Genomic DNA, 23,803 nt, shown 5'->3' with positions numbered 1-23,803 from the left:
CGTGGGCGACCTACGCTCCGTAGATCACCGAGATCGTCTCGGCCACGCAGGCCGGGCGCTCCTCGCCCTCGATCTCGATGGTGCATTCGTTCTTCATCTGCAGGCCGCCCGACTTGGGCTCGGCCGACAGCAGCTTCTGGCGCATGCGCACGCGCTTGCCGACCCGGACCATGCCGGTGAAGCGGACCTTGTCGCAGCCATAGTTGATGCCGCGGGTGACGCCGGTGACGCGCAGGATGTCCGCGCCCAGCATCGGGATCAGCGACAGGGTCAGGTAGCCGTGGGCGATCGGGCCGCCGATCTCGCGGGTGGCGCGCTCGACATCGACGTGGATCCACTGGTGGTCGCCCGTGGCCTCGGCGAACAGGTTGACGCGCTCCTGGGTGACCTCGACCCAGTCGGACACGCCGATCTCCTGGCCGACCAGGCTGGCGACGTCGGCGTAGGCGACTTCCTTCATGGTGTTTTCTCCCTCGAACAGTTGTTTGGATAGGTCGCATGGGTGGTGATTAAGGGCAAGCGGTAGCCGTTATTCCAACCGATCTCCCCGGCGTTCGCCGGGGAAATCGGTGATTTTAGGAGAAGGTCGAAACCACCAGCCAGACATTCGCCGCCGAGATCACCACGAACAGGAACCACGCCACCGTCTTGGTCAGCCAGCCATTGGCGAAAACGCCCATCAGCGCCTTGTCGTCGGTGAAGCGCAGCAGCGGCCAGATGGCGAACGGCAGCTGGGCGCTCAGCACCACCTGGGTCAGCACCAGCAGCTTGCCGACCGAGTGTTCGCCCAGGGTCAGCACGCCGATCAGGGCCGGGACGATGGCCAGACCCCGGGTGATCAGCCGCCGCTGCCAGCAGGGGATCTTCAGGTCCAGGAACCCCTCCAGGATCACCTGGCCGGCGATGGTGCCGGTGAAGGTCGAACTCTGGCCCGAGGCGAACAGGGCGATGGCGAACAGCACGCCGGCCAGCGCGCCGCCGGTGACCGGGGCCAGCAGCTGATGCGCCTCCTCGATGCCGGCCACTTCGGTCAGGCCCGAGCCGTGAAAGGCCGAGGCCGCCAGGATCAGGATGGCGGCGTTGATGGACAGGGCCAGCAACAGCGACACCACGGTGTCGATGGTCGACAGGCGGATGGCGGCGCGCTTGCCCGGCGCGTCGGCCGGCGCTGCCCGCGTCTGCACGATCGCCGAATGCAGATAGAGGTTATGCGGCATGATCGTCGCGCCCAGGATGCCGATAGCCAGGTAGAGGGCGTTGCCCTGCTTCAGCGCGTCCAGCGAGGGAACGAGACCGCGCGCCACGTCGCCGGCATTGGGCGGGGCCAGGATCAGCTGGACGGCGAAGCAGATCCCGATCGTCGAGATCAGGCCCAGGATGATCGCCTCCAGCTGCCGGAAACCCTTGCCCTTGAGACCCAGCACGATGACCGTGTCCAAGGCGGTCAGCAGCACCCCGCCCCACAGCGGTATGCCCAGCAGCAGCTTGAAGGCCAGGGCCGAACCCAGCACCTCGGCGATGTCGCAGGCGATGATGGCCAGTTCGGCCAGCAGCCACTGGACCTTGACCGTGCGTGGCCCGAACCGCTCGCGCGACATCCGCGCCAGGTCCTTGCCGGTGACCAGGCCCAGCCGCATCGACAGGGTCTGCAGCACGATCGCCGCCAGGCTCGACAGCACCACCACGAACAGCAGCGACGTTCCGTAGCGCGACCCGGCCTCGATGTCGGTCGCCCAGTTGCCGGGGTCCATGTAGCCGACGCTGACCAGCAGGCCCGGGCCGGCGACCCGCAGCATCCGCTTCCAGGCTGGCAGGCCATCGGGCACGGCGACCGCGCCCCGAACCTCCGCCGGACAGAATGGCGCGGTGGCGGTCTTGGGAAGGCGGTCGAGCAGGGCGGCGAGCATGGCCAAGCGTTAGCGTGGATTCGCCGCACGTATAGAACCAAAGGCGCGGCTTAGCGCTCCAACGCCGCGCGTGCGGCCTCGGGCAGCAGGCTGACGGCCTGGTCCAGCAGGGTCCGCCACGTCTCGCCGCGCTCGCGGGCCTCGGCATAGGCGTCACGGAGGGCGAAGGGGTCGTCCTCCGTCAGGATCTCGATCAGCTGCGCGGCCTGCAGCCGGTCCTTGAGGCCCTTCTCCGGATTGACCTTGCGATCACGGCTGACGATCAGCTTGTGCACGGCGTAGCGAGCGGGGGCGGGGACGTTCACCAGCACGCCGGCGCCATGCAGCATCGCCGTCTCGACCGGCTCGCGCAGCAGATAGTCCATGAAGGGGAGGGGCACGGCGTCGCTTCCCAAGGTCGGCAGGAAAGAGGGCTTGTCGCGCGGCGCGCCGCGATTGGTGGTCAGCACGTCGACCCGGTAGCGCTCGCCCAGGGCGTAGCTTGTCGTGCGGGCGGCGTCGAAGGCGTAGCTGACAGGGCGGAAGCGCGGATCCAGGCCGCGCAGAATATCGAGCACGGGGCGCTCCAGCTTGTCGTCGACATGCGTGGCGATCCCGAAGTCCTGGGCGATGTCGAGGTCCAGGGTCGCCAGGCTGGTGACCGGCAGGCGGACGGCCAGATGCGCCGCATAGGTCTGATAGGCGGTGGTGCCGATGACCAGGGCCCGCAGCCGGAACGCGCCGGCCTCGGCCAGGGCGGCGGCGATCTCGCCGCTGGTGCGATCGGGGCGGGGCGCGCCCGAGGCGACGATGGCCGCCACCAGTCGGCGACGATCCTCGACGTCGGCGCGATGTTCACCGTGGCGGGCGATCCGCTCGCGCAGGTCTTCGCTGTCGGGGCCGACATAGACCTGCTTACGGCTGCTCGCGCCGCCAGTCGGCATCTGGACGTACCAGTAGATCCGGCCTTTCACCGTCTTGGAGACGAAGCTCGACCCAGCCGGAAACTCGCCGAGGCGCGCGAGGCGCAGGCGTTCCATCAACTCCGCGTAGCTGGTGCTGGCCGAAAGCGGCAGGCGCTGGATCATGGAGGCAAGTTATACGCAAATCTGAAATCTGCGTATAACTTTCCCGAGACCTAGACGATCCGGCTCTCGCCCTTGCCCCAGTACGCGTCGCGGATCAGGCGCTTGTACAGCTTGCCCGTCGGGTGCCGGGGCAGTTCGGCCATGAAGTCGATCCGCCTGGGCGACTTCACGTGGCTGAGGTTGGCGCGGGCGAAGGCCATCAGTTCGGCGGCGAGAGCCGCCTGATCCTCGGCGTGGTCCATGGGTTGGATGACCGCCACGACCTGCTCGCCCATCTCCTCGCAGGGCGCTCCGACCACGGCGGCGTCGGCGACCTTGGGGTGGGTGATCAGCAGGTTCTCGATCTCCTGCGGATAGATGTTCACCCCGCCCGAGATGATCATGAAGCTCTTGCGGTCGGTCAGGTAGAGGAAGCCCTCCTCGTCCGCCCAGCCGACGTCGCCCAGCGTCGTCCAGCCGTGCTTGTTGTAGCTCTCGGCGGTCTTCTCCGGGGCGTTGTGATAGTTCACCGCCGGGCCGTTGGCGAAGTAGACCGCGCCCTCGGTGCGGGGCGGGACGGGGTCTCCGGCGTCGTCGCAGATGCGCAGCTCGCCCAGCACCGCCTGGCCGACGCTGCCCTTGTGGGTCAGCCAGTTGTCGGAGTTGATCCAGCAGAAGCCGTTGCCCTCGGTGCCGGCGTAGTACTCGTAGATCACCGGACCCCACCAGGCGATCATCTGCTCCTTGACCGGGATCGGGCAGGGGGCGGCCGCGTGGACCGCCGACCTCATCGACGACACGTCGTACTTGCCGCGGACCTCTTCCGGCAGCTTCAGCATCCGCACGAAGTGGGTCGGGACGAACTGGCCGCAATTGACCTTGTGCCGCTCGATCAGGGCCAGGGCGGTCTCGGGATCGAACTTCTCCAGCACGATCACCGTGCCGCCCAGCTTGTGGACGGTCATGCACCAGCGCAGCGGGGCGGCGTGGTAGAGCGGGGCGGGCGAGATGTAGACGCTGTCGCCCGAAAAACCGAACAGGCCCTGGGCCATCATCTGCAAGGCGTTGGGCGCGTCGATGGGGCCGCCGTTCAGCGCCGGCTTCACGCCCTTGGGCCGCCCCGTGGTGCCGGACGAGTAGAGCATGTCCGAGCCGGCGCTCTCGTCGGCGATCGGCGTGGTCGGCTCAGGGGCGCGGGCTTCCTCGAAGTCGGCATAGGCGCCTTGGGCGCCGCCGACCGTGAACAAGGTCAGGTCCGGGACCAGCCGGGCCACCTCGTCGATCAGCGGTCCCATGGCGGTGGAGGTGATGAACACCTTCGCCCCACAGTCCTCGAGGATGTATTCGACCTCGGCCGCGGTCAGCTTGGTCGAGACGCAGACGAAGTACAGCCCCGCCCGCTGCGCCGCCCAGGCGACCTCGAAGAAGCGGGCGTTGTTCTCCATCAGGATGGCGATGACGTCGCCTTGCGACAGGCCCAGCGACCGGAACAGGTGCGCGCCCTGGTTCGAGCGCTGGTCCAACTGGGCGTAGGTCACCACCTCGCCGGAGCCGGCCATGATGTAGGCGGGCTTGTCGCCTTGGGTCTGGGCGTGGAGGTAGGGGTGCATGTCCGGGACCTCTTCGGCTCAGGCGGCGACGGGCGCGCGGGCCGCCTCGCGGATCATGTCGCTGGCCTTTTCGGCGATCATGATCGTGGGAGCGTTGGTGTTGCCGGAGACGAGGCGCGGCATGACCGAGGCGTCGACGACCCGCAGGCCCTCGACCCCGCGCACGCGCAGCTGGGCGTCGACCACGGCCATCACGCCCTGGCCCATCTGGCAGGTGCCGACCGGGTGGTAGATCGTTGAACCGGACAGGCGGGCATAGGCCAGCAGCTGCTCGTCGGTGGTGAACTCGCTCCCGGGATTGATCTCGCTCTCGACATAGGGCGACAGCGCGGCGGCCTGGCCGATCTTGCGCGCCCACTTCAGGCCGGCGACGGCGACTTCCTGGTCCAGCGGATCGGCCAGGTAGTTGGCGAAGATGGTCGGGTAGCCGCTGGGATCGGCCGACTTGATCCGCACGTGCCCGCGGCTCTCGGGGCGCAGCTGGCAGGGGGCGATGGTCAGGCCGGGGGCGTTCTCCAGCTCCATCTTCTGTTCGTTGACCAGCTTGTCCAGGTCCATGGTCGCGGGAAGGATGTGGAACTGGATATCCGGTCCCGCCAGATCCGGACGCGACTTGCAGAACGCGGCGATGTGCGCGGCCGACAGGGTCAGAAGGCCCTTGCGCTGGAAGAGGTAGCGCAACGCCTCGCCGGCCAGCCGGCCGCCCTTGGACTGCTCGTTGACCGAGACCACGCCGGCCTTAAGCCTATAGCGCACGCTCATCACGTAGTGGTCCTGCAGGTTCTCGCCGACGCCGGGCAGGTCGGCGACGACCTTGATCCCGTTGCGGATCAGCAATTCGGCCGGACCGACGCCCGACAGCTGCAGGAGCTGCGGCGAGTTGATCGCCCCGCCGGCCAGGATGACCTCGCCCCGCGCCTTGGCCACGCGCCTGACGCCATTCTGGGTGAACTCGACGCCGACCGCGCGCTTGCCCTCGAACAGCACCTTGCCGGCCAGGGCGTTGGTCTCGACCTGCAGGTTGCGACGGTTCATCGCCGGGTGCAGATAGGCCACCGCCGCCGAGCAGCGCTGGCCGTTCTTGACCGTCAGCTGGTAGTAGGTCGCGCCCTCCTGGGAGACGCCGTTGACGTCGTCGTTGCGCGGGATGCCGGCCTGTTCGCAGGCCTCGATCACCGCGTTCGAGATCGGGTTCTTCTCGGTGACGTCCGAGACGTTCAGTGGTCCGCCCGTGGCGTGCCAGTCGCTTTCGCCGCGTTCCTGGTGCTCGGCGCGGCGGAAGTAGGGGGCGACGTCGTCCCAGCCCCAGCCCTCGCAGCCCAGCTGCCGCCAGCCGTCATAGTCGGCGTGCTGGCCGCGGATATAGAGCAGGCCGTTGATCGAGGACGAGCCGCCCAGCACCTTGCCGCGCGGCCAGACGTGGGTGCGGCCGCCGGTGCCGGGGTCGGGCTCGGTCTGGTAGAGCCAGTTGACCTTGGGATCCTTCAGCGTCGACGAGTAGCCGACCGGGATGTGGATCATCAGGTTCGAGGCGAACTGGGAGAGGTTCTTGGTCGGGCGGTCGTCGCCGCCGGCCTCCAGCAGCACGACCTTGAACTTGCCGTCCTCGGACAGCCTCGCCGCCAGCACGCAGCCGGCCGAGCCCGCGCCCACGACGACGTAGTCGGCCTCGATGATCCCGGTCATCGTCTCTCTCCCTGTCGCCGTCTGCTTGTCTGCGCATGATCGGCGTTCAGTTGGCAGGATGCGCCCAGGATCCGCGATCACGCAAGTTGCCGTCGCGGCGCCGTTGGTTCGACCTGTTTCCGGGCTATCGTCCGCCGAAAGAACGGCGTTCACATGGGCGCCATCCGGGAGGCGTGCGATGGACCTGATCAGCCAGACAGTGGTGGACGGCGTGGCGGGTCCCGGCGCGCCGCCGGCCTATCCGACGCTTGCCGGCGTGGACCTCGCCGACATCTTCCGGTTCTCGAAGGGCCAGCCCTGGGCCGACTTCGCGCGCATGCGGACCGAGGCGCCGGTGATGTGGCATCCGGAGCCGTTCGATGGCCCCGGCTTCTGGGCTCTGACGCGATACGACGACGTCCAGCGGGTCAATGGCGATCCGGAGACCTTCTCGTCCCAGCGCGGCGGCATCCTGATGTCGATGGGCTCGCCCGAGAAGCGCCACGCGCTGCTGTTCCGGGCGTCGATGGACACCATGATCAATCTCGACGCGCCGCATCACCTGCAGCTGCGCCGCGAGCACATGCCCTATTTCACGCCGGCCTATCTGCGCGGCCTCACCGAGCGGGTGCGGGCCGAGGTGACGCGGCTTCTGGACGCGATGGAGCCGCTGCTGGCGAACGGCGCCGAGATCGACATGGTCGAACACTTCTCGTCGCACCTGCCGCTGTTCACCCTGTGCGAGATCCTGGGCGTGCCGCCCGAGGATCGGCCCCGGTTCCTCAAGTGGATGCACTATCTCGAGCGCGCCCAGGACCTGGCCGTCCAGAACGCCGCCGCCCCCGTCGCCCCGACGCTGGAGCTGATGCAGTTCGTCCAGGACTTCAACACCGGTGTCGAGGAGATGTTCGACTACGGCCGCATGATGCTGAAGCGGCGTCGCGAAGACCCGCGGGAAGACCTGATGACCGCCATCGCACGGGCCCAGGTCGACGGCGCCCTGCTGGCCGACGAATATCTGGACGGCTCGTGGCTGTTGATCGTGTTCGCCGGCAACGACACCACCCGCAACACCCTGTCGGGCGCGATGAAGCTGCTGACCGAGTTTCCGGACCAGAAGCGGAAGCTGATCGACGATCCGTCGCTGCTGCCCGGCGCGGCCGACGAGTTCATCCGCATGGTCAGCCCGGTGATCTACATGCGCCGCACGGCCACCCGCGATGTCGAGGTCGACGGCCAACTGATCCGCGAGGGCGAGAAGGTAGTCATGTACTACGGCGCCGCCAACCGCGACCCGGCGATGTTCCCCGAGCCCGACACGCTGGACGTCACGCGGCCCAACGCCAGCAAGCACATCGCCTTCGGCTATGGCCCCCACACCTGCATCGGTAAGCGCGTGGCCCAGATCCAGCTGGAGGAAGCCTACCGTCAGATCCTGACCCGCCTCCCGGATCTGAAGTGGACCGGAAACATCGAGATCGCGCCCAACAATTTCGTGCATGCGATCAGCAAGCTGGGGGTGAAGCGGGGGTAGCTAAAACGTCCGTCTCCCCGGCGAAAGCCGGGGCCCAGATCGAACCCATGAGCGTCTGCCAAGCTGACGCGGCGTATCTCGGATCATCCCCAGCCGCTCAGGCTGAATCTGGGCCCCGGCTTTCGCCGGGGAGATCGGATTTTAGTTAGGGCTTCCTCGTTGCTCTGAGTTCATACGCATGTTTGACTGCCCCCAAAAGCGGAGAGCCTGCATGTCGCAACCCACCTTCGAGACCCTGCTGTACGACGTCGAGGACGGGATCGCGACGATCACCCTGAACCGTCCGGAGCGGATGAACGCCTTCACCGCCCGGATGATGAAGGACCTGCTGGAGGTGCTGGACGTCACCGACGCCGACGACGCCGTGAAGGTGGTGATCATCACCGGCGCGGGCCGGGCGTTCTGCGCCGGGGCCGATCTTGGCGCCGGCGGGGCCACCTTCGATCGCACCTCGCCCCAGGCGCTGGAGCGGGAAGAGGGCAAGGTTGGCGACATCTATCGCGACGGCGGCGGCCGCGTGACCCTGCGGATGTACGACAGCCTGAAACCGATCATCGGCGCGATCAACGGCGCGGCGGTCGGGGTGGGCGTGACCATGCAGCTGCCGATGGACATCCGCCTGGCCTCGACCGAGGCCAAGTTCGGCTTCGTCTTCGCCCGCCGGGGCATCAATCCGGAAGCCGCTTCGAGCTGGTTCCTGCCGCGCCTGGTCGGACTGCAGACGGCGTTGGAGTGGTGCTACACCGGCCGTGTGTTCCCGGCGTCGGAAGCCTTGGAAAAGGGCCTCGTCCGTTCGCTGCACGCGCCCGAGGATCTGCTGCCCGCCGCCCGCGCCCTGGCGCGCGAGATCGCCGACAACACAGCCCCCGTCTCGGTCGCCCTGACCCGGCAGCTGCTGTGGCGCATGGCCGGCGCCTCGCACCCCATGGAGGCTCACAAGGCCGACAGCCGGGCCATCCAGTCGCGCGGCGCCTCTGGCGACGCCAAGGAAGGCGTGACCTCGTTCCTGGAAAAGCGCGCGCCGGTCTATCCCAACAAGGTCTCGACCGACCTGCCGGACATCTGGCCGGAGTGGGAGGAGCCCCAGTTCCGCTAAGCGACTTTCGGTGAGTTTGTCGCGGCTCTCGCTCACGACCCGTTAAGCACGATCTGATCTTGTCGATGCGATGAGCGAGCCCGCGTCCCTGTCGTTTCCCGAGCCGGAGGCCCCGAGGGCCGCGCCGCGCTCGCGCTCGGCGCTGTTGAAGCGGCTGGCCGACGTCGTCTGCCTGCCGACCAGCCGGATCAACGCCTTCGAACGCTCGATGACCGCCGACCTGCTGGTCGAGATGCTGCGCGACGCCAATGTCGGCGAGCGCGAGAGGGTCGCCCGCCGCCTGGCTACGCTCGTCGAGATCCCAGGCGTGCTGGCGCGCCTGCTGATGCGCGACGAGCTGCCGGTGGCCCGCGCCCTGCTGGTCGAGGCCGAGCGGCTGTCGGACGCCGACCTCATCGCCTGCCTCTACCAGTCGACCACCGATCACCGCCGCCTGATCGCCAAGCGGCGCGGGGTCAACGAAGTGGTGGCCGACGCGCTGATCGACATGGGCGAGACCGCCGTCATCGAAACCCTGCTGCGCAACGAACTGGTCAAGTTCAGCCACCAGGGCGTTGAGAACATCGTCGCCATCACGCGCGACGCCCAGTACCTGATCCCGCTGCTGCTGCGCCGGCCCGAGCTGCGGCCCAGCCATGCCTATGTGATGTTCTGGTGGGCCGACGCCGAGGCGCGTCGCACGATCCTCCAGCGCTTCGCGGTGTCGCGCGAGATCCTGCAGGACGCGGTGGGCGACGTCTTCGCCCTGGCCTCGGCCGAGGGGTGGCAGGACCCGCTGTCGCGCAAGGCGCTGCAGTTCATCGAGCGCCGCCAGCGCAACCGCGCCGCCATCGCCAAGAGCCCCTACGGCAGCCTGGACGAGGCGGTGGCGGCCGGCGAGACCGGCATCACCCGCGAGATCGCCGAGGAGATCTCTTATCTTTCGGGCCTGAAGCCGATGACCGGCGCCAAGATCTTCACCGATCCGGGCGGCGAGCCGCTGGCCATCCTTTGCAAGGCCACCGGCCTGCCGCGCGCTTGCGTGCGCCAGTTGTGGCGTGGGCTGCGCCGCCAGGAAGTCGATGACAGCGGCCAGACCGATCAAGCCCTGGAGCGGGTGCTGACCGTCTATGACACCATCGCCGTCGATCGCGCCCAGACGGTGCTGCGCTACTGGAACTGGTCGCTGACCTCGGCCCTGACGCCGGCCCTGCTGAAGGCTATCCGCGAGGGCGACGAAGCCGCCGTGGACGAATACTCGGCGCCGCAGCGCGCGGCGATGCTGGCCCTGTCCCGCGACTTCGGTCGTTAGTTTCGGGATATCTTCGGTATCTCAATATGTTCGCTGGACGTCGTTCAGGAACTCAAAATGCGGGACACAACCTCTAGCCGGTTATGTCCATCTCACGAACACTGGAAGACTACGTGCGATCTCTTTGTAGAGACCGTATTGCCGGGCGTCTGCAATCTTTGTATGCGTCCCTCGACTGATCTTGGAATCAGAGACATCAACAAAAAGATTTGTCGACTGGCGAGGCTATGATGGAAGATCAATCCGACCTGATCGAGATGACCGCGGGCATTGTTTCGGCCTATGTCGGCAACAATGTGGTCGCCACGGCCGACCTTCCCGCGCTGATCCAGCAGGTTCACGGCGCCCTCGCCACCGTCGGTTCGCCGGCGGCCGAGCCCGCCCCCGCTCCGAAGGAGCCCGCGGTCGCCGTCAAGAAGTCGATCACGCCCGACTTCCTGATCTGCCTGGAAGACGGCCGGAAGTTCAAATCGCTGAAGCGCCACCTGCGCACCAAGTACGACATGACGCCGGAAGAGTACCGGGCGAAGTGGAACCTGCCCAAGGATTACCCGATGGTGGCGCCGAACTACGCCGAGGCGCGTTCGAACCTGGCCAAGCAGATGGGCCTGGGCCAGGGCGGTCGCAAACCCGCCCGCAAGACGAAATAGCCGAGTCCGAACAAGAGCTTGGCCTTGGGGCCAAACTGAAGATCATCACGCCCGTCGTCCGAACCCGGACGGCGGGCGTGTTCGTTGGTGATTGACTCTCCGCGGGAATCTTGTCGCGCGACATGTTTTTCGCTTGCCGCCGATTCGTTCCTTAAGCGATAGTGAATCGAAGTGATTCCAACGACTTGTTAAGGACTCTGAAGATGTCCGCGCAACTGAGCGCATCCGCCACGGCGGCCCGCGCTCACCAGGAGATGTTCGCCTACTGGGCGTCCCTCCGTCGGGGGGCGAGGCTCCCCGCGCGCGTCGACCTGCATCCCACGAGCATGAAGCGGCTGCTGCCGACGGTGTCGTTGATCGACGTGGTCAACCAGCCCCGCGACTATCGCCTGCGCCTGGCCGGCACCGGCCTCTATGGCGTCTATGGCCGCGAGATCACCGGCCGGATGATCGGCGACGTCTACAACAAGGACGCCTTCGACTACTGGCGCAAGGAACTGGACAAGGTGGTCGACGAGCGCCGCCCCGGCGTCGGCGTCCACAGCCTGGCCTGGCGCGGCGCCCCGCACATGTCGATCCTGTGGCTGCGCCTGCCGCTGGCCAGCAACGGCAAGGATGTCGACATGATCCTCGGCTACGACGCCGTGGTCGGTTCCCAGTCCGAGGGCTTCTCGGGCATCCGGGCGGCCTGAGGCCCGGGCTTCGACGGAGCCGGGGCGGCTAGCCGAGCCGAACCAGGTGGCGCAAGCCCTCCTCCATCTCCTCGATCACCCGTCCCACATGGGGATCCCGCCCTGAAAGCCGGCTATAGGTCTCGGTGAGCGAACCGGCTTCGACCAGGTCCATCCCGAGGCGTTCGGCCGTCACGCGGATGGCGAAGAGGGCGGGCGCGAGGGCGCAGTCGGCGATCGTGAGGCGATCGCACAGGGCGTATCGCGGCCCTTTCAGCAGCCCATCGAGCATGGCGACGCCGTCCAGCAGGTCCTCGACGGCCCGACGGGCGTTGGCGTCTTCGACGCCAGGCCGGGCGAGAACCACCATCGGCGGCATCAGGTACAGGTCGACGTGCCGCACCAGGAGTCTGGCCATCGCCCGGTCGAAGGCGTCGACCGGCATTAAAGACGGCGCTTCTGGAAACCGTTCCTCCAGATAGTCGAGCAGGACCGCCGACTCCCAGATCGGGCCGCGGTCGTCGAGCAGGACCGGGATGCGACCGGTCGGGCTGAGGTCCCGAAAGCGGCGGCTTTCGCGCCAGTCCGCCGGCGGCGGGACCAGGTCGATCGGCAGGCCCTTGGCGTAGATCGCGATGCGGACTCGGGCCGCGAAGGGCGATACCGGAAGGCTGATCAACTCCATGCGCGGGCTCCTATCAGCTTCGGCAATCAGAGGGTCTCACCCCTCCAAAAACGCCTCGACCTCGCGCCGGGACGGCATCGACGGCGCCGCGCCGGCCTTCTGCACCGACAAAGCCGCGGCGGCGTTGGCCAGCTCGACGGCCTCGCGCAGGTCCATGCCCGAAGCCAGGGCCGCGCACAGGCTGCCGCAGAAGCAGTCGCCGGCCCCGACGGTGTCGACGGCCTTGACCTTCTTGCCCTCGACCAAGAACGCCTCGTCGCGGCGCACGGCGGCGACGCCGGCGGATCCCAGGGTGACGATGATCGTCTGATCCGGGCGGCTCATCAGCTTGCGGGCCGCCACCGACACCTCCTCCAGGCGCATCGGCTCGCGGTCCAGCTTGGCGTAGCTGGCCAGCTCGGTCTGGTTGACGATCAGGATGTCGGTCAGCGGAAACAGGGCCGCGCCCTGCGGCAGGGCCGGCGCGGCGTTCAGCACCCGCAGCGCGCCCTTGGCCGCGCCGAGGCGGAACAGGGCCTCGATGGCCACGGGCGGGGTCTCCAGCTGGCAGAGCAGCACACGCTGGCCCTCGATCGCCGTGGCGGCGACCTGCTGCGCCGTGATCATGGCGTTGGCCCCGGCCGTGACGACGATCATGTTCTCGGCGTTGTTGGCGACCCAGACGTGGGCCTGGCCGGTCGGCACGCCCTCCAGCGCCATGACGTCGGCGACCTGCACGCCATAGCCGGCCAGCTTGGCCTTGAGGCTGAGGCCGCTGTCGTCGCCGCCCACGGCCCCCATCAGCCGCGTGGCCACGCCCATGCGCGCGGCGGCGACCGCCTGGTTGGCGCCCTTGCCGCCCAGGAAGAGTTCCAGGGAGGTGCCCGCCACGGTCTCGCCGGGTCTGGGCAGGTCGTCGACCCGCGCCACGGCGTCCAGATTGATCGAGCCCAGGACAAAAACAGTCATGTCGTACGTCTTCTAGCTAAATGCGCCTAACCGCCGCCGCCCCGTTGGAAGCTCTCCACGAGACTGCCCGCCACGAGTCGCCAGCCGTCCACTAGCACGAAGAAGATCAGTTTGAAGGGCAGGCTTATGGTCGCCGGCGGCAGCATCATCATGCCCATGCTCATCAGCACGCTCGCCACCACCAGGTCGATGACCAGAAACGGGATGAACAGCAGGAAGCCGATCTCGAACGCACGCTTCAGCTCGGAGATCATGAAGGCCGGCGTCACCACCTTCATCGGCAGGTCCTGGACGTTCTTGGTCTGCGGAACCTTGGACAGGCGGACGAACAGGGCCAGGTCCTCGCGGCCGACCTGCTTCAGCATGAACTGCTTCACCGGACCGCTGGCCTGGTCGAAGGCTTCCGGCAGTTCGATCTGGTGGTCCAGCAGCGGCTTGATGCCGGCGTCGTAGGACTTCTCGAAGGTCGGGCCCATGACGATGGCGGTCAGGAACAGGGCCAGGCTGATGATCACCGGGTTGGGCGGGCTCTGCTGAATGCCGATGGCCGTGCGCAGCAGGCCCAGCACCACCACGATCCGCACGAACGAGGTGGTCATGATCACGATCGACGGGGCCAGGGACAGCACCGTCATCAGGCCGACCAGCTGGACGACCCGGTCGGTCAGGCCCGCGCCGGTGCCCAGATTGATATTCACGGCCGACTGGGCCATGGCCGCGGCCGGCATGACGCCGAAGGCGATGGCGGCCAGCACCGAGATGATCGCGGCGCGGCGGAGATCCTCCGGCCGGGCGCCCGTCACGGTCTTGATCAGGTCGCGGATCATCAGGCCACGGGCTCCGAGGCGGGGGCGGGGACTTCGACGGCGGGGCGAGGTTGCGGAATCCAGTCCAGCAGCTTGCCGTCGCCCAGCAGGACCATGCGCTCCTCGCCGTCCAGGCTGACCACCACCAGGCGGCGGGTGGGGTCGAGGGCCAGGCTCTCGACGATCCTCAGGCGGCGGTCTTGCCGGGCGGCGATCACGCGGCCGATGGCGTCCGGGCCGTACTTGCGCATGGCCCAGGCGGCGAGGCCGATCAGGCCCAGGGTGACGGCCAGGGCGGCGAGGGCGCGAATGAACTCGATGATGTCGATCATGGCCGCCCAAAAGCGAGACAACTTGGCGCAGGCGGAACAGGCCCACGACACTGGTGTGCCTGAGGGTTCTTAATGCCGAATTAACCCTGTTTCTTCACCATGATCGTCATGGGTCCGGACGACATTCCTCTTTTCGGCATGCTCAAGAGCCGCCTCGGTTATCTGACCGAGCGCCAGAAGCTTGTCGCCCAGAACGTCGCCAACGCCGACACGCCCGGCTACCGCCCGCGTGATCTCAAGGCCTACAGCTTTCAGGCCTCGCTGATGAACCAGGGGTCGGGCTCGGTCTATCGCGGCGGGCGCGCCGCGCCGACCTCGGGCGTCCAGATGATGGAGACCTCGGCCGCCCACATGGCTCCGTCGAACGCGCCGAGCGCCTGGCGGTCGACGGCGGGCGTCGATTCGGAAGTCACCCTCGACGGCAACGCCGTGTCGCTCGAGGACCAGATGCTCAAGATGACCGACGCGCGGATGAACTACGACGCGGCGATCAGCTTCTACCAGAAGTCCATGAACATGCTGCGCCAGGCCGCGCGCAAGCCGAACGGCTAGGGGACTAAGCGATGCCCGAGATCAAATCCAATTCGCTGGCGACCATGGCCGTGGCCTCCTCGGCCCTTCGCGCCCAGCAGGGGCGCATGCGGGTCATCGCCGAGAACATCGCCAACGCCAACTCCACCGCGCGCACCGCCGGCGGCGATCCCTACCGCCGCCAGGTGCCGGTGTTCAAGCCGACCAAGGTCCAGGGCGCCGAGGGCGTGCAGATGCTGCGCGTCGACCCCGACCAGAGCGAGTTCAAGACCGAGTACGAACCCGGCAACCCGGCCGCCGACGCCAAGGGCTACGTCAAGCTGCCCAACGTCAACACGCTGGTCGAGGCGCTGGACATGAAGGAGGCGCAGCGCGCCTACGAAGCCAACCTCAACGTGATCGAGACCGCGCGGTCGATGGAATCGCGCACCCTCGACATCCTCAAGAAGTAAGGGGCTAGGCCATGATCACCGCGCTCGCCGCCGCCAAGGCCTATGCTTCGCAAAGCGCGATGGGCGTCGGCTCGATCGGGTCGATCGGCGGCTCCGACAAGAAGGGCATGGACTTCGGCGACATGCTGAAGTCGGCCATGGAAGGCGCGGCCAAGACCTCCAAGGTCGCCGAAACCAAGATCGCCGACCAGGTCGCCGGCAAGGCCGAACTGGTCGACGTCGTCACCGCCATCAGCTCGGCCGAGGCCAGCCTGGAGACGGTGATGGCCGTGCGGGATCAGGTGATCTCGGCCTATCAAGAGATCATGCGGATGCCGATCTAAGGCGTCTGCGTCGTAAACTCCGCCTTCCCCTAACCGCCGTGGTTGTTGTGAGCGACAAAAGAAGGGCCGCGTCCGGGGAGGACGCGGCCCAGTTTGTTTCGGGGGAGAAGATGGAAACGCTACGCTTACTGAACAAACTCAGAGGTGCAGGAACGCCTTGGCGACCGTGAACAGGCCGCCCCAGACGATGGCGTTCAACACCGAGGCCAGCAGAACCGCGAAACCCAGCGGCCACTGACGGCCAGACCCCTTGGCGGGCCGGCGGACAGGACGCGGATCGAACGGACGGGCTTGAGACGCAACGGTCATGAGGGGCTCCTTAACCATGACCCCATGGTCGAGATTGACTCGGCCTTCGCGAACCCGGCGACCTGTCGCGCGCCGCCTTGTCGCACCCGGGGCTTTGAGACAACGCTTGAGAGCGGTGAACCGTTGATTCTGCACCCGCCGTCCGGAGCCCGCATGGCCGCCATCGTCCTCGACCAGGTCAGCAAGACGTACAGCGGCCAGACGGTGCTGGCGTCGACCTCGCTGAGCGTCGCCAAGGGCCGTTTCGTCGCGCTGGTCGGCGGCTCGGGCGCGGGCAAGACGACATTGCTGAAGCTGGTGAACGGTCTCTCGACGCCATCGAGCGGCCGGGTGTTGCTGGACGGCGCGGACATCGCCGGCCGGCCGGGGCCGGAACTGCGGCGGGGCATCGGCTATGTCTTCCAGGAGATCGGCCTCTTTCCCCACATGACCGTGGGCCAGAACATCGGCGTCACGCCCGAGCTGCTGGGCTGGCCGGCGGATCGGATCGTCGCGCGGACCGATGAACTCCTCGACCTCGTGGCCCTGCCGCGCGAGATCGCTGGCCGCGCGCCGTCGCAGCTGTCGGGCGGCCAGCGCCAGCGGGTCGGCGTGGCGCGGGCGCTCGCCGCGCGCCCCTCGATCCTGCTGATGGACGAACCGTTCGGGGCGCTGGACCCGGTGACCCGCGCGGCCCTGGCCGACGACGTCCGGGCGCTGCACGCACGGCTGGGGCTGACCACGGTGATGGTCACCCACGACGTCGGCGAAGCCTTGCTGCTGGCCGACGAGGTGGTGGTGATGGCTGGCGGCAAGGTGCTGGCCCAGGCGCCGCCTCGGGCGCTGCTGGCGGGCCATCCCGATCCCGTCGTCGCCGAGCTGATCGCCGCGCCGAGACGGCAGGCCGAACGTCTCGCGGAGCTTGCCCGTGGCTGATCGTCTTTCGTCGGCTCTCGCCGTCCTGCCCGAGCGCCTGGGCTGGCATGTCACGCTCTCGGCCTCGGCCCTGGCCCTTGGCCTGGCCATAGCCTTGCCGCTGGGGATCGCCGCCGCGCGCAGTCCGCGCCTGAAGTGGATCGCGCTGGCGACCGCCGGCCTGGTCCAGACCATCCCCAGCCTGGCCCTGCTGGCGCTGTTCTACCCCGTCCTGCTGCTGCTCTCCGGGCTCGCGGTGAAGGTGCTGGGCCATGGCTTCCCGGCCCTGGGCTTTCTACCGTCGCTGCTGGCCCTGACCCTCTATTCGATGCTGCCGATCCTGCGGAACGCGGCGGCGGGCGTCTCCGGCGTCGACCCGGCCGTGGTCGAGGCCGCGCGCGGCGTCGGCATGACCGACCGCCAGAGGCTGTGGCGTGTCGAGCTGCCCCTGGCCGCGCCGGTGATCATGGCCGGCGTCCGCACCGCCGCGGTCTGGACGATCGGGGCCGCGACGCTCTCGACGCCCGTCGGTCAGACCTCGCTGGGCGACTACATCTTCTCGGGTCTCCAGACCGAGGACTGGGTCGCGGTGCTGGTCGGCTGCGCGGCCTCGGCGGGGCTGGCGTTGGTCGTGGACGGCTTGCTGGGCTTGATCGAAGGCGGCGTGGCGCGGCGTGACGCCAAGCGCCTGTGGGCCGGCGGCGCGGGCCTGGCGATCGGATTGCTGGCGGCGATCGCGCCCCTGGCCGGCGCGGCGCTGTCGCAAGGCCGTCCCGCCTATGTGATCGGCGCCAAGAATTTCTCCGAGCAGTACATCCTGGCCGAGCTGATGGCCGGCAAGCTGGAGGCCCAGGGCGCCAGCGTCCAGCGCCGCGTCAACCTGGGTTCGGCCGTCGCCTACCGCGCCCTCGCCAGCGGTGAGATCGACGCCTATGTCGACTATTCCGGCACGCTCTGGGCCAACGTCCTGAACCGCACGGACAATCCCGGCCGCCAGGCGGTGCTGGACGGCCTGAGGACCGAGTTGAAGGCCCGCGACGGCGTCGTGCTGTTGGCTCCGCTGGGCTTCGAGAACGCCTACGCCCTGGCCATGCGCCGCGACCGCGCCGAGCAGCTGGGCGTGAAGACCCTGGCCGATCTGGCGACCAAGGCCCCCCAGCTGACCATGGGCGGCGACCTGGAGTTCTTCTCGCGGCCGGAATGGGCGGCGGTGGTCAAGGCCTATGGCCTGAGCTTCAAGGCCAAGCGCCAGTTCCAGCCGACCTTCATGTACCGGGCGCTGGAGAGCCGCGAGGCCGACGTGATCTCGGCCTTCTCGTCGGATGGGCGGATCGCGGCCGACGACCTGGTGCTGCTGGGCGATCCGAAGGGCGCTCTGCCGCCCTACGATGCGGTGATCCTGGTCTCGCCGAAGCGGGCGGGGGATCCGCGGCTGCTAGAGGCCTTGGAGCCCCTTGGCGGCAGCATCGACGTCAGGGCGATGCAGGCCGCCAACTATGCGGTGGATCGGGACACCGGCAAGAAGAGTCCCGCCGAGGCGGCCAAACTCTTGTCATCCCGGCCATAGCGAAGCGATGAGCCGGGATGACAAGTTTGGTCTAGAGAATCCCCGGCAGGTCCAGGCCCTTCTCCCGCGCGCAATCGAGGGCGATGTCGTAGCCGGCGTCCGCGTGGCGCATGACGCCCGAGGCCGGGTCGTTCCACAGCACCCGCGCGATCCGCTTGGCCGCCGCCTCGGTGCCATCGGCGACGATGACCATCCCCGCGTGCTGCGAGAAGCCCATGCCGACCCCGCCGCCATGGTGCAGCGACACCCAGGTCGCGCCCGAGGCGGTGTTGAGCAGGGCGTTCAGCAGCGGCCAGTCCGACACCGCGTCCGAGCCGTCCTTCATCGCCTCGGTCTCGCGGTTGGGCGAGGCGACCGAGCCTGAGTCCAGGTGGTCGCGGCCGATGACGATCGGGGCCTTCAGCTCGCCGCTGGCGACCATTTCGTTGAAGGCCTGGCCCAGGCGATGACGATCGCCGAGGCCCACCCAGCAGATGCGCGCCGGCAGACCCTGGAACTTGATCCTCTCGGCGGCCATGTCGAGCCAGTTGTGCAGGTGCGGATTGTCCGGGATCAGTTCCTTGACCTTGGCGTCGGTCCTGGCGATGTCCTGCGGATCGCCCGACAGCGCCGCCCAGCGGAACGGGCCGATCCCCCGGCAGAACAGCGGGCGGATATAGGCCGGCACGAAGCCGGGGAAGTCGAAGGCGTTCTTGACGCCCTCTTCCAGCGCCATCTGGCGGATGTTGTTGCCGTAGTCGACGGTCGGGACGCCGGCGGCCTGGAAGTCCAGCATCGCCCGAACATGGACGGCCATCGAGGCGCGGGCGGCCTTGTCGACGCTGGCCGGATCGCGTTCGCGGGCGTCGTGCCACTGGTCCAGGCTCCAGCCGGCCGGAATGTAGCCATTGACCGGGTCGTGGGCGCTGGTCTGGTCGGTCAGCAGGTCGGGGCGCACGCCGCGCTTGAAGAGCTCCGGCAGGAGTTCGGCGGCGTTGCCCAGCAGGCCGACCGAGATCGGGGTCCTGGTGGCGCGGGACTCTTCGATCCAGGCCAGGGCCTCGTCGACGCTGTCGGTGGACTTGTCGAGATAGCCGGTGCGCAGCCGCATCTCGATCCGCGAGGGCTGTCGCTCGATGGCCAGGCACGAAGCGCCGGCCATCACCGCCGCCAGGGGTTGGGCCCCGCCCATGCCGCCCAGGCCCGCCGTCAGCAGCCACTTGCCCGACAGATCGCCCGCATGGTGCTGGCGGCCCATCTCGACGAAGGTCTCATAGGTGCCCTGCACGATGCCCTGGGCGCCGATATAGATCCACGAGCCAGCGGTCATCTGGCCGTACATGGCCAGGCCCTTCCTATCGAGTTCGTTGAAGTGCTCCCAGGTGGCCCAGCGCGGCACCAGGTTGGAGTTGGCGATCAGCACCCGCGGCGCGTCGGTATGGGTGCGGAAGACGCCGACCGGCTTGCCGGACTGGATCAGCAGGGTTTCGTCGTCCTCGAGCCGGCGCAGGGTCTCGACGATCTTGTCGTAACTCTCCCAGTCTCGGGCGGCGCGGCCGATGCCGCCATAGACCACCAGTTCCTCCGGCCGCTCGGCGACGTCGGGATGCAGGTTGTTCATCAGCATCCGCAGCGGGGCTTCGGTCAGCCAGGACTTGGCGGAAAGTTCGGTCCCCGTGGCGGGGCGGATGACGCGGGTGTTGTCGCGGCGGGTCATTGGTATCCTCGGCGGAACCGTCCTCGTCCTTCGACAGGCTCAGGATGAGGACGAATTCAGGCTCTGAGCGATCATTCGAAACCTCATCCTGAGCCTGTCGAAGGACGAGGTTTCGCCGCGCGATCAGGTCGTGTTCGCGAAATCCAGGCAGGCCGTCAGCACGTCTTCCAGCACCGCGCGCAGCGGCTCGGCGCGGTCGGCGTGGAAGGGCGCGGGCCAGGTGTCGGGCGAGGGCGGTTCGGCCGGATCGTCCATGTAGCCCCGGCAGGCCAGCTCCATCTGGATGGCGTGGACGCCCGCGCCGGGCTGGCCGTAATGGCGCGTGGTCCAGCCGCCCTTGAAGCGGCCGTTGGTGACGCGGGTTCGGCCCGAAGCGTCGCAGGCGGCCTCGACGGCGGCGGTCAGGGCATGGTCGCAGGACGCGCCGCTGTTGGTGCCGAGATTGAACTGCGGCAGCTCGCCGTCGAACAGGCGCGGCACGTGAGAGCGGATCGAATGGGCCTCGTACAGCACCACGGTCGGATGGACCGCGCGCAGGCGGTCGATCTCGGCGCGCAGTGCGGCGTGGTAGGGCTCGAAGTACATCGCCCGGCGTCGCTCGATCTCGGCCACGTCGGGGCCGCCGTCGCGATAGAGCGGCTCACCGTCGAAGGTGGTGGTGGGGCACAGCGCCGTGGTCGCCTGGCCTGGATAGAGCGAGGCGCCCGACGGGTCGCGATTGACGTCGATGACGGTGCGCGAGATCGCCGTCCGCACCATCGTCGCCCCCATCTCCTCGGCGAAGGCGTAGAGCCGATCGACCCACCAGTCGGCGTCCTTGCGGGCTAGCCAGGGGGAGACGAGATGGGCCTCGATGTCCGGCGGGATCTCGGTCCCGGTGTGGGGCAGGGAAACGATCAAGGGGGCGTCGCCGCGAACGATCTGGAGCCAATCTTTCATCGTGTCATCCCGGCCGCAGCGAAGCGGAGAGCCGGGACCCAGGGGCGACAGCAGTGCGCCGACCCCTGGGTCCCGGACAAGCCCTGCGGGCTTTCCGGGATGACAAGAAAAGAGGGCATCAGCTAACCCCCGGCAGCACACCCGCCGCCGCGATCACCGCACCCGAGCGCACCAGGGCGTTCGCCGCTTCCAGGTCCGGGTGGAAGTGCCGGTCGTCGTCCAGGTGGGCGACCTGGCTGCGCGTCAGCGTCCGCACCGCCTCCAGGGTCTTGCTCGACCGCAGCGGGGCGTGGAAGTCGCAGCCCTGCGCCGCCGCCAGCAGCTCGATGCCCAGCACCGCCGTGGCGTTCTCGACCATGCCCATCAGGCGCCGCGCGCCGTGCGCCGCCATCGAGACGTGGTCCTCCTGGTTGGCCGAGGTCGGGATCGAGTCGACGCTGGCCGGATAGGCCTTCTGCTTGTTCTCCGAAACCAGGGCGGCGGCCGTGACCTGCGGGATCATGAAGCCGGAGTTCAGGCCCGGCTTGGGCGTCAGGAAGGCCGGCAGGCCCGACAGCGCCGGGTCGACCAGCATGGCGATGCGGCGCTCGGCGATCGAGCCGATCTCGCAGACGGCCAGGGCGATCATGTCGGCGGCGAAGGCCACCGGCTCGGCGTGGAAATTGCCGCCCGACAGCGCCTCATCAGCTTCCGGGAAGATCAGCGGATTGTCCGAGACGCCGTTGGCCTCGGTCTCCAGCGTCGCCGCCGCCTGGCGCAGGACATCCAGCGCCGCGCCCATCACCTGCGGCTGGCAGCGCAGGCAATAGGGGTCCTGGACGCGCTCGTCCGCCTTCAGGTGCGACGCGCGGATCTCCGAGGTCGCCATCAGGTCGCGCAGCGCGGCGGCGGTCTCGATCTGGCCGGCGTGGCGGCGCAGGGCGTGGATGCGCGGATCGAACGGGGTGTCCGAGCCCTTGGCGGCTTCCGTCGACAGCGCGCCGGTGACCAGGGCCGACTGGAACAGCAGCTCGGCCTCGAACAGGCCCGCCAGGGCGTTGGCGGTCGAGAACTGGGTGCCGTTGAGCAGGGCCAGGCCTTCCTTGGGGCCGAGCGTCAGAGGCGAGAGGCCGGCCTTCTTCAGCGCCTTGGCGGCCGGCTTGCATTCGCCCTCGACGAAGATCTCGCCGACCCCGATCATGGTCGCGGCCATGTGCGCCAGCGGCGCCAGGTCGCCCGAGGCGCCGACCGAGCCCTGGCACGGGATCACCGGCGTCAGGCCCTGGGCCAGCATCTCCTCCAGCATGCGCACGGTCTCGACCCGCACGCCCGAGGCGCCCTGCGCCAGGCTGGCCAGTTTCAGGGCCATCATCAGGCGGATGACCGGGACCGGCGAGGGCTCGCCGACGCCGGCCGCGTGCGACAGGACGATGTTGCGCTGCAGGGTCTCCAGGTCCGCGTCGCCGATGCGGACGCTGGCCAGTTTCCCAAAGCCGGTATTGATGCCGTAGACCGGCTCGCCCTTGGCCAGGATGCGTTCGACCGCCGCCGCGCTCTCCGCGATCACTGGCCAGGCGTTCTCGGCCAGGCGCGCCGAGGCCCCGCGATAGATCGCCTTCCAGTCGGCCAGCGGCACGTCGCCGGGGTTCAGAACAAGCTTGGTCACTGGCCTCTCCACACGCGCGCATGGAGCGGATTGAAGCCCATGCGATAGACAAGTTCGGCGGGACGCTCGATGTCCCAGAGGGCGAGATCACAGGCCTTGCCGGCCTCCAGCGTCCCGCGATCGTGCAGCAGCCCCAGGGCCCGCGCGGCTTCGCGCGTAACGCCAGCCAGGCACTCCTGGACGGTCATCCGGAAGAGGGTGGCGGCCATGTTCATGACCAGCAGCGGCGAGGTGATCGGCGAGGTGCCGGGGTTGCAGTCGGTGGCCAGGGCCATGGGCACGCCCGCTTCCCGAAGAGCCGCGATCGGCGGGACGCGGGTCTCGCGCGTGAAGTAGTAGGCGCCGGGCAGCAGGGTGGCGACCGTGCCCGAGGCCGCCATGGCGGCGACCCCGGGGGCGTCGAGGTGCTCCAGGTGGTCGGCCGACAGCGCCCCGAACGCGGCGGCCAAGGCGGCGCCGTCGAGGTTCGAAAGCTGCTCGGCGTGCAGTTTGACCGGAAGGCCGTGGGCCTTGGCCGCTTCGAAGACGCGGCGGATCTGGCCAGGGGAAAAGCCGATGCCCTCGCAGAAGCCGTCGACCGCGTCGGCCAGGCCCCGGGCGGCGATGGCGGGGATCATCTTCTCGCAGACCAGGGCGACATAGCCGTCCTTGTCGTCGCGATATTCCGGCGGCAGGGCGTGGGCGCCGAGGAAGGTGGTGCTGACCCCGACACGGCGGATGTCGGCCAGGGTCCGGGCGGCGCGCAGGCTCTTGATCTCGTCGTCGAGGGAGAGGCCATAGCCGGACTTGATCTCGACCGTGGTGACGCCCTCGGCGATCAGGGCGTCGAGGCGGGGCAGGGCGGCCTGGACCAGCTCGTCTTCCGAGGCCGCCCGCGTGGCGCGCATGGTCGAGACGATGCCGCCGCCGGCCCGGGCGATCTCTTCGTACGAGGCCCCGGCCAGGCGCAGCTCGAACTCGTGGGCGCGGTCGCCGGCGAAGACCAGGTGGGTATGCGGGTCGATCAGGCCGGGGGTGATCCAGCGCTCTTCGACATCGATGGTTTCGGGCGCTTCGAAGGCCGGCGCGTCGGTGGCGGGACCAGCATAGGCGATGCGACCGTCCAGGCTGGCGACGACGCCGTCCTCGACGATCCCCAGGCCTTCGCGATCCGGGGCCAGGGTCGCGAGACGGGCGTTGATCCACACCCGATCACAGCGCATGAGC

General features: G+C 68.4%; 24 protein-coding genes and 1 pseudogene. 11 read left to right on the top strand and 14 right to left on the bottom strand.

The window, feature by feature from the left end; all coding sequences use genetic code 11:
* Positions 1–10: 10 nt before the first annotated feature.
* From AC07R7_RS03415 to AC07R7_RS03395, 5 genes are all read right to left on the bottom strand, one after another.
* Positions 11–460 carry a MaoC family dehydratase gene (locus AC07R7_RS03415; protein WP_125156076.1) on the bottom strand — a complete coding sequence of 150 codons (450 nt, stop codon included), beginning with the start codon at positions 458–460 and terminating at the stop codon, positions 11–13.
* A gap of 115 nt (positions 461–575) precedes the next feature.
* Positions 576–1,907, bottom strand: a complete 1,332-nt coding sequence (locus AC07R7_RS03410) for an Nramp family divalent metal transporter (RefSeq protein ID WP_494634274.1) — start codon at positions 1,905–1,907, stop codon at positions 576–578.
* 50 nt (positions 1,908–1,957) lie between these two features.
* A complete protein-coding gene (locus AC07R7_RS03405) occupies positions 1,958–2,974 on the bottom strand; it encodes a nucleotidyltransferase family protein (protein ID WP_494634147.1) in 1,017 nt (338 codons plus the stop codon).
* Positions 2,975–3,024: 50 nt separating this feature from the next.
* A complete protein-coding gene (locus AC07R7_RS03400) occupies positions 3,025–4,563 on the bottom strand; it encodes an acyl-CoA synthetase (protein WP_494634146.1) in 1,539 nt (512 codons plus the stop codon).
* An 18-nt stretch (positions 4,564–4,581) separates the two neighbouring features.
* The gene (locus AC07R7_RS03395; protein ID WP_494634145.1) at positions 4,582–6,249 is read right to left on the bottom strand and encodes a GMC family oxidoreductase; all 1,668 of its coding nucleotides are present in this window, start codon (positions 6,247–6,249) and stop codon (positions 4,582–4,584) included.
* A gap of 178 nt (positions 6,250–6,427) precedes the next feature.
* Here AC07R7_RS03395 and AC07R7_RS03390 point away from each other — a divergent pair, with 178 nt between their 5' ends.
* The 5 genes from AC07R7_RS03390 (at position 6,428) to mopJ (ending at position 11,491) form a co-directional block, all read left to right on the top strand.
* On the top strand, positions 6,428–7,762 hold the full coding sequence (locus AC07R7_RS03390; RefSeq protein ID WP_494634144.1) for a cytochrome P450: 1,335 nt from the start codon (positions 6,428–6,430) through the stop codon (positions 7,760–7,762).
* 211 nt (positions 7,763–7,973) lie between these two features.
* Positions 7,974–8,858: a crotonase/enoyl-CoA hydratase family protein gene (locus AC07R7_RS03385; protein WP_494634143.1), complete on the top strand. Its 885-nt coding sequence runs from the start codon at positions 7,974–7,976 to the stop codon at positions 8,856–8,858.
* Positions 8,859–8,928: 70 nt separating this feature from the next.
* Positions 8,929–10,149, top strand: a complete 1,221-nt coding sequence (locus AC07R7_RS03380; RefSeq protein ID WP_492882847.1) for a DUF2336 domain-containing protein — start codon at positions 8,929–8,931, stop codon at positions 10,147–10,149.
* Positions 10,150–10,379: 230 nt separating this feature from the next.
* Positions 10,380–10,799: a Ros/MucR family transcriptional regulator gene (locus tag AC07R7_RS03375; RefSeq protein WP_492882849.1), complete on the top strand. Its 420-nt coding sequence runs from the start codon at positions 10,380–10,382 to the stop codon at positions 10,797–10,799.
* Between the two features lie 197 nt (positions 10,800–10,996).
* Positions 10,997–11,491 (top strand): motility/cell cycle regulatory protein MopJ, encoded by a 495-nt coding sequence (mopJ, locus tag AC07R7_RS03370; protein WP_492836089.1) that lies wholly within the window; start codon positions 10,997–10,999, stop codon positions 11,489–11,491.
* Between the two features lie 28 nt (positions 11,492–11,519).
* Here mopJ and AC07R7_RS03365 read toward each other — a convergent pair whose 3' ends face one another.
* The 4 genes from AC07R7_RS03365 to AC07R7_RS03350 are packed head-to-tail and all read right to left on the bottom strand — an operon-like array spanning position 11,520 to position 14,238.
* Entirely contained in the window at positions 11,520–12,155 is a 636-nt protein-coding gene (locus tag AC07R7_RS03365) for a glutathione S-transferase family protein (RefSeq protein WP_494634142.1), read from the bottom strand.
* Positions 12,156–12,191: 36 nt separating this feature from the next.
* Positions 12,192–13,103 (bottom strand): ribokinase, encoded by a 912-nt coding sequence (locus AC07R7_RS03360; RefSeq protein ID WP_492882853.1) that lies wholly within the window; start codon positions 13,101–13,103, stop codon positions 12,192–12,194.
* Positions 13,104–13,129: 26 nt separating this feature from the next.
* Positions 13,130–13,930 carry a flagellar type III secretion system pore protein FliP gene (gene fliP, locus AC07R7_RS03355; RefSeq protein WP_492882855.1) on the bottom strand — a complete coding sequence of 267 codons (801 nt, stop codon included), beginning with the start codon at positions 13,928–13,930 and terminating at the stop codon, positions 13,130–13,132.
* Complete coding sequence (locus AC07R7_RS03350; RefSeq protein WP_494634273.1) at positions 13,930–14,238, bottom strand: FliO/MopB family protein; 309 nt, start codon at positions 14,236–14,238, stop codon at positions 13,930–13,932. The genes fliP and AC07R7_RS03350 overlap by 1 nt, the downstream gene beginning before the upstream one ends.
* Positions 14,239–14,349: 111 nt before the next feature.
* Here AC07R7_RS03350 and flgB point away from each other — a divergent pair, with 111 nt between their 5' ends.
* The 3 genes from flgB to fliE are packed head-to-tail and all read left to right on the top strand — an operon-like array spanning position 14,350 to position 15,547.
* A complete protein-coding gene (flgB, locus tag AC07R7_RS03345) occupies positions 14,350–14,793 on the top strand; it encodes a flagellar basal body rod protein FlgB (RefSeq protein ID WP_492836085.1) in 444 nt (147 codons plus the stop codon).
* 11 nt (positions 14,794–14,804) lie between these two features.
* Positions 14,805–15,224 carry a flagellar basal body rod protein FlgC gene (gene flgC, locus AC07R7_RS03340; RefSeq protein ID WP_099580657.1) on the top strand — a complete coding sequence of 140 codons (420 nt, stop codon included), beginning with the start codon at positions 14,805–14,807 and terminating at the stop codon, positions 15,222–15,224.
* 11 nt (positions 15,225–15,235) lie between these two features.
* Positions 15,236–15,547, top strand: coding sequence for a flagellar hook-basal body complex protein FliE (gene fliE / locus AC07R7_RS03335; protein ID WP_492835564.1), 312 nt, complete (start codon positions 15,236–15,238; stop codon positions 15,545–15,547).
* A gap of 138 nt (positions 15,548–15,685) precedes the next feature.
* Here the strand turns inward: fliE and AC07R7_RS03330 are convergent, their stop codons facing one another.
* Positions 15,686–15,856, bottom strand: a complete 171-nt coding sequence (locus AC07R7_RS03330) for a hypothetical protein (RefSeq protein ID WP_492835560.1) — start codon at positions 15,854–15,856, stop codon at positions 15,686–15,688.
* A gap of 153 nt (positions 15,857–16,009) precedes the next feature.
* On the opposite strand from AC07R7_RS03330, the gene AC07R7_RS03325 reads away from it, so the two are divergent.
* Positions 16,010–16,771, top strand: coding sequence for an ATP-binding cassette domain-containing protein (locus AC07R7_RS03325; protein ID WP_494634141.1), 762 nt, complete (start codon positions 16,010–16,012; stop codon positions 16,769–16,771).
* Entirely contained in the window at positions 16,764–18,317 is a 1,554-nt protein-coding gene (locus AC07R7_RS03320) for a glycine betaine ABC transporter substrate-binding protein (protein ID WP_494634140.1), read from the top strand. Before AC07R7_RS03325 ends, AC07R7_RS03320 begins: the two co-directional genes overlap by 8 nt.
* Before the next feature lie 31 nt (positions 18,318–18,348).
* Here the strand turns inward: AC07R7_RS03320 and hutU are convergent, their stop codons facing one another.
* The gene (gene hutU, locus AC07R7_RS03315) at positions 18,349–20,013 is read right to left on the bottom strand and encodes a urocanate hydratase (protein ID WP_494634139.1); all 1,665 of its coding nucleotides are present in this window, start codon (positions 20,011–20,013) and stop codon (positions 18,349–18,351) included.
* Between the two features lie 123 nt (positions 20,014–20,136).
* The gene (hutG, locus tag AC07R7_RS03310; protein ID WP_494634138.1) at positions 20,137–20,952 is read right to left on the bottom strand and encodes an N-formylglutamate deformylase; all 816 of its coding nucleotides are present in this window, start codon (positions 20,950–20,952) and stop codon (positions 20,137–20,139) included.
* Here hutG and AC07R7_RS03305 point away from each other — a divergent pair.
* Positions 20,949–21,056, top strand: a pseudogene (locus AC07R7_RS03305) (hypothetical protein); the annotation flags it as partial. The gene hutG and the pseudogene AC07R7_RS03305 sit on opposite strands and share 4 nt — an antisense overlap.
* Before the next feature lie 14 nt (positions 21,057–21,070).
* Here AC07R7_RS03305 and hutH read toward each other — a convergent pair.
* On the bottom strand, positions 21,071–22,609 hold the full coding sequence (gene hutH / locus AC07R7_RS03300; RefSeq protein ID WP_494634137.1) for a histidine ammonia-lyase: 1,539 nt from the start codon (positions 22,607–22,609) through the stop codon (positions 21,071–21,073).
* On the bottom strand, positions 22,594–23,799 hold the full coding sequence (gene hutI, locus AC07R7_RS03295; protein ID WP_494634136.1) for an imidazolonepropionase: 1,206 nt from the start codon (positions 23,797–23,799) through the stop codon (positions 22,594–22,596). The genes hutH and hutI overlap by 16 nt, the downstream gene beginning before the upstream one ends.
* Positions 23,800–23,803: the final 4 nt, after the last annotated feature.

This window comes from Caulobacter sp. GW821-FHT05F04 (assembly GCF_059419665.1).
The sequence above is the reverse complement of the archived record's forward strand: the minus strand, read 5'-3'. Positions and strand labels throughout refer to the sequence as shown.